The sequence below is a fragment of the Sphingopyxis sp. genome, assembly GCF_036402335.1.
Taxonomy (GTDB): Bacteria; Pseudomonadota; Alphaproteobacteria; order Sphingomonadales; family Sphingomonadaceae; genus Sphingopyxis.
Genome location: NZ_DASWTD010000585.1, coordinates 1 through 6924, shown reverse-complemented (window position 1 = coordinate 6924; position 6924 = coordinate 1). Strand labels below are relative to the sequence as shown.

Annotated in this window: 8 protein-coding genes; all 8 read left to right on the top strand. The window is 68.2% G+C overall.

Going from position 1 to position 6924, the window contains the following annotated elements; all coding sequences use genetic code 11:
• On the top strand, nt 1–565 hold a 565-nt coding region (locus VGD20_RS19005; RefSeq protein ID WP_331135944.1), incomplete at its 5' end, for an ATPase, T2SS/T4P/T4SS family.
• The gene (locus VGD20_RS19000) at nt 562–903 is read left to right on the top strand and encodes a TrbC/VirB2 family protein (protein ID WP_414714597.1); all 342 of its coding nucleotides are present in this window, start codon (nt 562–564) and stop codon (nt 901–903) included. The genes VGD20_RS19005 and VGD20_RS19000, both read left to right, overlap by 4 nt.
• On the top strand, nt 900–1166 hold the full coding sequence (locus VGD20_RS18995; protein WP_331135942.1) for a VirB3 family type IV secretion system protein: 267 nt from the start codon (nt 900–902) through the stop codon (nt 1164–1166). The genes VGD20_RS19000 and VGD20_RS18995 overlap by 4 nt, the downstream gene beginning before the upstream one ends.
• Nucleotides 1160–3625 carry a conjugal transfer protein TrbE gene (gene trbE / locus VGD20_RS18990; protein WP_331135941.1) on the top strand — a complete coding sequence of 822 codons (2466 nt, stop codon included), beginning with the start codon at nt 1160–1162 and terminating at the stop codon, nt 3623–3625. Before VGD20_RS18995 ends, trbE begins: the two co-directional genes overlap by 7 nt.
• The gene (gene trbJ / locus VGD20_RS18985) at nt 3622–4347 is read left to right on the top strand and encodes a P-type conjugative transfer protein TrbJ (protein ID WP_331135940.1); all 726 of its coding nucleotides are present in this window, start codon (nt 3622–3624) and stop codon (nt 4345–4347) included. Before trbE ends, trbJ begins: the two co-directional genes overlap by 4 nt.
• A 127-nt stretch (nt 4348–4474) precedes the next feature.
• Entirely contained in the window at nt 4475–5776 is a 1302-nt protein-coding gene (gene trbL / locus VGD20_RS18980) for a P-type conjugative transfer protein TrbL (RefSeq protein WP_331135939.1), read from the top strand.
• A 3-nt stretch (nt 5777–5779) separates the two neighbouring features.
• Entirely contained in the window at nt 5780–6607 is an 828-nt protein-coding gene (trbF, locus tag VGD20_RS18975; RefSeq protein WP_331135938.1) for a conjugal transfer protein TrbF, read from the top strand.
• A partial coding sequence (locus VGD20_RS18970; protein ID WP_331135937.1) for a TrbG/VirB9 family P-type conjugative transfer protein occupies nt 6604–6924 on the top strand: 321 nt, incomplete at its 3' end. The genes trbF and VGD20_RS18970, both read left to right, overlap by 4 nt.

Here is a 6924-nt window from a genome sequence, read left to right as displayed (position 1 = left end):
GGCCGTGGTCGAGCGCCGGAACATCCTCGTTGCCGGGGGCACGAGTTCAGGCAAAACAACGCTCGCCAACGCGTTGCTCGCCGAGATGGCGCATCTCGACGAACGCGTCCTCATCATCGAGGACACCCGCGAGCTGCAATGCGCGGCGAGCGATGTCGTTGCGCTGCGGACGCGGCCGCCGGGCGGTGCAGGGCAGGGCGGTGTGACGATGGCCGACCTCGTCCGCTCGACCTTGCGCCTCCGCCCCGACCGCATCGTGGTCGGCGAGGTCCGCGGCCGGGAGGCGCTCGACATGCTGAAGGCATGGAACACCGGCCATCCTGGCGGCATCGCCACCGTGCACGCGAACAGCGCCGCGGCCTCGCTCTACCGGATCGAACAGCTCGTCCAGGAAAGCGTCGTCGCGGTGCCGCGCCGGCTGATCGCCGAGGCCATCGACATGATCGTGTTCATCGCGGGCCGCGGCCGCGCGCGCCGCGTCGAATGCGTCGCCCGCGTCGCGGGCCTCGACGCGGGCGGCAACTACGCCCTGACCGACCTCTCACCCGATCGACAAGGAGAATGATCATGCACCTGTTTCGCGTTCACGACCGACCGACTGTGTTTTTAGGCTTCTCAGCCGCTGTCGCAGCTATTGCGATCGCCACCACCGCATCGGCGGCGGGATCGGGCATGCCCTGGGAAGAGCCGCTCCAGCAGGTGCTGGAATCGGTACAGGGGCCGGTCGCCAAGATCGTCGCGGTGATCATCATCATCACCACCGGGCTGACGCTCGCCTTCGGCGAAACCGCCGGCGGCTTCCGGCGGCTGATCCAGATCGTCTTCGGCCTCTCGATTGCCTTCGCGGCGTCGAGTTTCTTTCTCTCCTTCTTCTCCTTCGGCGGCGGGGCGCTCGTCGCATGACCGGCGCGCATATCGAGGGCTATGAGGTGCCGATCCACCGCGCACTCGCCGAGGCGATCCTGCTCGGCGGCGCGCCGCGCGCAATCGCGATCGTCAACGGCACCGTCGCCGCCGCGCTCGGACTGGGCCTCCAGCAATGGATCGCCGGGCTGCTCCTCTGGGCCTTCGGCCACACTGCAGCGGTGTTCGCGGCAAAGCGCGATCCCGACTTCGCGCCGATCCTCCTGCGCCACCTCCGCCAGCGCGGCCATCTCGCATGCTGAACCTTCGCGAATATCGCAGCCGCGCCGACCGGCTCGCCGACCACCTGCCCTGGGCGGCGCTGGTCGCGCCGGGGGTCGTGCTCAACAAGGACGGCAGCTTCCAGCGCACGCTGGCGTTTCGCGGACCCGATCTCGAAAGCGCGACCGAGGCCGAACTGGTCGCCGCTGCGGCGCGCGCGAACAACGTGTTGAAGCGATTCGGCTCGGGCTGGGCGCTCCACTTCGACGCCGAGCGCCGGGAGGCGCCCGGCTACCCCGCGAGCGACTTTCCCGACCCCGCCTCGTGGCTCGTCGACGCCGAGCGGCGTGCCGCGTTCGAGAGCGCCGGGACCCACTTCGAGAGCCGCTATCATCTCACGCTCACCTTCCTGCCACCGCCCGACGGCACCGACCGCGCCGGGCGCCTGCTGGTCGAGCGCGGTGACGATCTCAAGGGCCGCGACTGGCGGCAGGCGCTGGCTCGCTTCGTCGCCGAGACCGACCGCGCGCTCGATCTCCTTGGCGGCTTCATGCCCGAGGTCCGCGCGCTGGACGACGGCGAGACGCTGAGCTTCCTGCACGGCACGATCTCGACGCGCAGCCATGCCGTCGCCGTGCCCGAGACCCCGATGTATCTCGACGCGCTGCTCGCCGACACGCCGCTCACCGGCGGTCTCGAGCCGATGCTGGGCGAGGCGCATCTGCGCACCCTCACCATCCTCGGTTTCCCGAACTTCAGCCGTCCCGGCATCCTCGACGCCCTCAATCACGAAGGCTTCGGCTATCGCTGGACGACACGCTTCATCGCGCTCGACAAGGGCGACGCGGTGAAGGCGCTGACGAAGCTCCGCCGCCAATGGTTCAACAAGCGCAAGTCGGTGACCGCGCTGCTGCGCGAGGTGATCTATAACCAGCCGGCGCAGCTGCTCGACAATGACGCCGACAACAAGGTCGTCGATGCCGATCTCGCGCTGCAGGCGCTCGGCGGCGATCATGTCGCGTTCGGTTATCTGACCACGACCATCACGGTCGCCGACGCGGATCGCGCCCGCGCGGAGGAAAAGGTCCGCGCGGTTGAACGGATCGTGAACGGGCTTGGCTTCACCTGCATCCGCGAAAGCCTCAATGCGGTCGAAGCCTGGCTGTCGAGCCTGCCGGGACAGGTCTATGCCAATGTCCGTCAGCCGCTGGTCCACACGCTCAATCTCGCGCACCTGATGCCGCTCTCCTCGGTGTGGGCGGGTCCCGCGCGCAATACGCACCTCGGCGGGCCGCCGCTGCTTCATGCCGAGACGAGCGGATCGACGCCCTTTCGCTTGTCGACCCATGTCGGCGATGTCGGGCACATGCTCGTCGTCGGCCCGACCGGTGCCGGAAAATCAGTGCTGCTCGCGCTGCTCGCGCTTCAGTTCCGCCGGTATGCCGACGCGCAAGTCTATATCTTCGACAAGGGCTATTCGGCGCGCGCCGCGGTGCTCGCGATGGGCGGCGCACATCATGTGCTCGGTCTAGGCGGCCAGACAGAGGAGGGCGGGACCGTCGGGGCGGTGGCCTTTCAGCCGCTGCGCCACATCGACCGCGCCGACGAGCGTGCCTGGGCTGCCGAATGGATCGGCGCGCTGCTCGCGCATGAGAAAATCGCCGTCACCCCCGAGATCAAGGAAGCCTTGTGGTCGGCGCTTTCCAGCCTTGCGTCGGCACCCGCCCGCGAACGGACGCTGACCGGCCTCTCGCTGCTCCTGCAATCGGCGCCGCTGCGCGCCGCGCTCGCACCCTATACGCTCGAAGGGCCTTACGGTCGGCTGCTCGACGCCGCCGAGGACGATCTGCGCGTCGCCGACGTGCAATGTTTCGAGACCGAGGCGTTGATGGGGCAGGCGGGCGTCGTCGCGCCGGTGCTGACCTATCTCTTTCACCGTCTCGAGGCGCGCTTCACCGGACGACCGACGTTGCTGATCCTCGACGAGGCCTGGGTATTCCTTGACCACCCGCTGTTCGCGGCGCGCATCCGCGAATGGCTTAAGGTGCTGCGCAAGCGGAATGTCGCGGTACTGTTCGCGACCCAGTCGCTCGCCGATATCGCCGACAGCGCAATCGCGCCGGCGATCATCGAGAGCTGCCCCCAGCGCATTCTTCTCCCCAACGACCGCGCGATCGAGCCGCAGTCGGCAGCCGCCTATGCGCGCTTCGGCCTCAATGCGCGACAGATCGAACTCGTCAGCCGCGCAGTACCGAAGCGCGAATATTATCTGCAATCGGCGCGCGGCAACCGGTTGTTCGAACTCGGGCTCGGGCCCGTCGCGCTCGCGCTCTGTGGCGCCTCCGACCCCGACACGCAGAAGCGGATCGACCGCCTCCTCACCGACGGGGACGCCGCCGATTTCGCGGGTGCCTTCCTCACCTCCGCAGGTCTCCCCTGGGCGGCCGACCTGCTCGCCGGTTTTCCCGCCGCCCGTCCCACGCAAGGAGAAGAAGAATGAAGAGCTACATGATCGCCGCGTCGCTCGGTGCGTCCGCAGCCTGTCTCGGGGTCGCCGGTCCTATGTCCCCGGCGCAGGCGATGCCGGTGTTCGACAGCGCCAATTATTCGCAGAATCTGCTCACCGCGGCGCGGACGCTCCAGCAGATCAACCAGCAAATCCAGTCGCTTCAGAACGAGGCGCAGATGCTCGTCAACCAGCAGAAGAATCTCGCTCGCATCGATTTTCCCGAACTCGACCAGCTGCGCGGGAAGCTCGGCGAGATCGACCGGCTGATGGGGCAGGCGCAGGGAATCGACTTCCGCGTCGACGGGCTCGATGAGCGCTATCGCCAGCTCTTCCCCGGCAGCGCTGGCGTGGTGCTGAAGCGCGACCGACGGCTCGCGCTCGCGAAGCAGCGGCTCGACACCGAGATGGCCGCTTTCCGCCAGACGATGGAGGTGCAAAGCCGAATCGTCGAAAATGTCCAGGACGACGCTAAGGACCTCGCCGCGATCGTCGCGCGGAGCCAGGGCGCCGAAGGCAGCCTCGCCGCGCAGCAGGCGACCAACCAGCTGCTCGCGCTTGCCGCCAAGCAGCAGCTCCAGCTCCAGACGCTGATGGCGGCGCAGTTCCGCAAGGATTCGCTCGAAGCTGCGCGTCGAGGCCAGAGCGCGATCGAGGCGCGCGAGCGGACGACGCGCTTTCTCGGCGACGGCAAGGCCTACACGCCCAAGCAATGAGCCTGGGGCGGCGCCCGCCCCAGCTCCCCGGCCAGCGCCGCCCCGTCGCGGGAGCCCGGACCCGGTCCCCCCTTCTCACCCGGACCGGCTCCCGCGACACCATCCCCCTTCGGACAGGAGTGAGGCCGTGCAGGACCTCAATGTCATCGACCAGTTCATGCAGGCGTTCGTCGCCTATATCGACAGCGGTTTCGGACTGCTCGGCGGCGACGTGGGATTTCTCACCACGATCCTGATCGGCATTGACATCACGCTCGCCGGCCTGTTCTGGGCGATGGGCGGCGAGGACGACATCGTCGGCAAGTTCCTCAAGAAAATCCTTTACGTCGGCGCCTTCGCGCTGATCCTGAACAGCTTCCCGACGCTCTCCGACATCATCTTCCGCTCCTTCGCCGGGCTCGGCCTGACGGCGGGCGGCAGCGCCATCACCGCCGAGGACCTGCTGATGCCCGGGCGGCTCGCGGGCACCGGCTTCGAGGCCGCCTGGCCCTTGCTCGAACAGGCGAAGGAACTGGTCGGGCCAATCGACTTCTTCGATAATTTCGTCGAGATCGCCGTCCTCGTGATCGCCTGGATCGTCGTGATCGCGGCCTTCTTCATCCTCGCGATCCAGCTCTTCATCACCATCCTCGAATTCAAGCTGACCTCGCTCGCCGGTTTCGTCCTGGTGCCCTTCGCGCTTTGGAACCGCACCTCCTTCCTCGCCGAACGCGTGCTGGGCAATGTGGTGAGTTCGGGCGTCAAGGTCATGGTGCTCGCGGTGATCGTCGGCATCGGTTCCAATTATTTCGCCGATTTTACCGGCGCCATCACCGGCGACGAAGTGTCGATCGAGCAGGCGGTCTCCCTGATGCTCGCGAGCCTCGCCCTGTTCGGTCTCGCGATCTTCGGTCCCGGGATCGCCGCCGGGCTCGTCGCCGGTGCGCCGCAGCTCGGCGCCGGATCGGTCGTCGCGACCGCGGGCGTCGCCGTCGGCGGTCTCGCGATGGGCGCCGCCGGGACGGTGGCGGCGGCGCGCGGTGTTGCGGGTGCCGGGCTCGGCGCGATCCGAGCCGGCACCACGATGGGAAGCGCCGCATCGACGGCTTATCGGCTCGGCCAGGAGACGTCGGGATCGACGAGCGTTGCCGCCGGTTTGGGCGGCGTCGCGAGCGCAGCCAAGAGCGCTATATCCGACCGCATCGGTGGCGGTCTCGGGCTTCGCGACGCGGCCGAGCGCGGGCAGCAGGCGGCTTGGTCCGCCGGGAGCGGCGACAGCGGCGCTCGCGCTGCCGAAGCTGGCGGCGGCGCGGCGACCGCCCCCGTCTGGGCCCGTAAACTCCATGCCACCGATGCGCGCCGACACCGTCGCCAGATGGCGCTCCACACCATCCAGGGCGGCGACAAGGGCGGCGGCGGTGTCGCACCCGATATCAAGGAAAGGGACTGACTGATGCGATTCAGACGAACGGCCGAGCGTTATGGACGGACACCCGAGCCCGAGACGCCCTACAGCCGAGCCGGACAAATATGGGACGAGCGCATCGGCTCGGCGCGGGCACAGGCGAGCAACTGGCGGCTGATGGCGCTCGGCGGCTTGCTCATCACCACCGGACTTGCAGCGGCACTCGTTTGGCAATCGCTGCAGAGCCGCGTCGTTCCCTACGTGGTCGAGGTCGACGGGCTCGGCGAGGCGCGCGCGGTGGCGCCAGTGGTCACGGGCTATCGGCCGACCGATCCCCAGGTCGCCTGGCACCTCGGACGCTTCATCACGAACGTCCGCGCGCGGTCGCTCGATCCCGTGCTGATGCGCGAGAACTGGCTATCGGCCTATGATTTCGCGAGCGATCGCGCCGCGCTGTTCCTCGGTGAATATGCCCGCGCCGCCGATCCCTTCGCCGACGTCGGGCGGCGCACCGTATCGGTCCAGGTCTCCAGCGTCGTGCGGGCGTCGGACACGAGCTTCCAGGTCAAATGGACCGAAAGCGAATATGAACGCGGCAGCCTCGCGGGTACGTCGCGCTGGACCGCGATGCTCGGGGTGAAGCTCAGGCCGCCGCGCAGCGCCGAGACGCTGCGCAAGAACCCGCTCGGCCTCTATGTCGATGCGATCGACTGGAGCCGCGAGTTCGAAACCGCGGCCCCAACGCAGGGCGGCGCGTCTGCCATGCCGGACGAGGTGGTTGCTGGACCCGACGGCAACGTCCCCGACGCCGCGCACTCCGAAGCCGGTGCCGCCCTGCCTGAACCTGTCCCCAGCTCCGAAAGGAACGACCGATGATTCGGACACTTATATTTGCGACCAGCATTGCCACGCTCGCCGTACCCGCTGCCGCCCAACCCGCCGCGCGGGTCGATGCCGCCAACAAGGCGGCGCTCCGCGAGCCGTCGCGCGCTGGCTATCTCGATGCCGTTCAGGTCTATCCCTATGCGGAGGGCGCACTGTTCCGCCTCTATGCCGCGCCCGAGCGGATCACTGATATCGCCTTGCAGCCGGGTGAAACGATCGTCGCGGTCGCCGCCGGCGATACGGTGCGCTGGACGGTCGGCGACACGACGAGCGGGAGCGGGGAAGGGCGGCGCAGCCATATCCTGGTG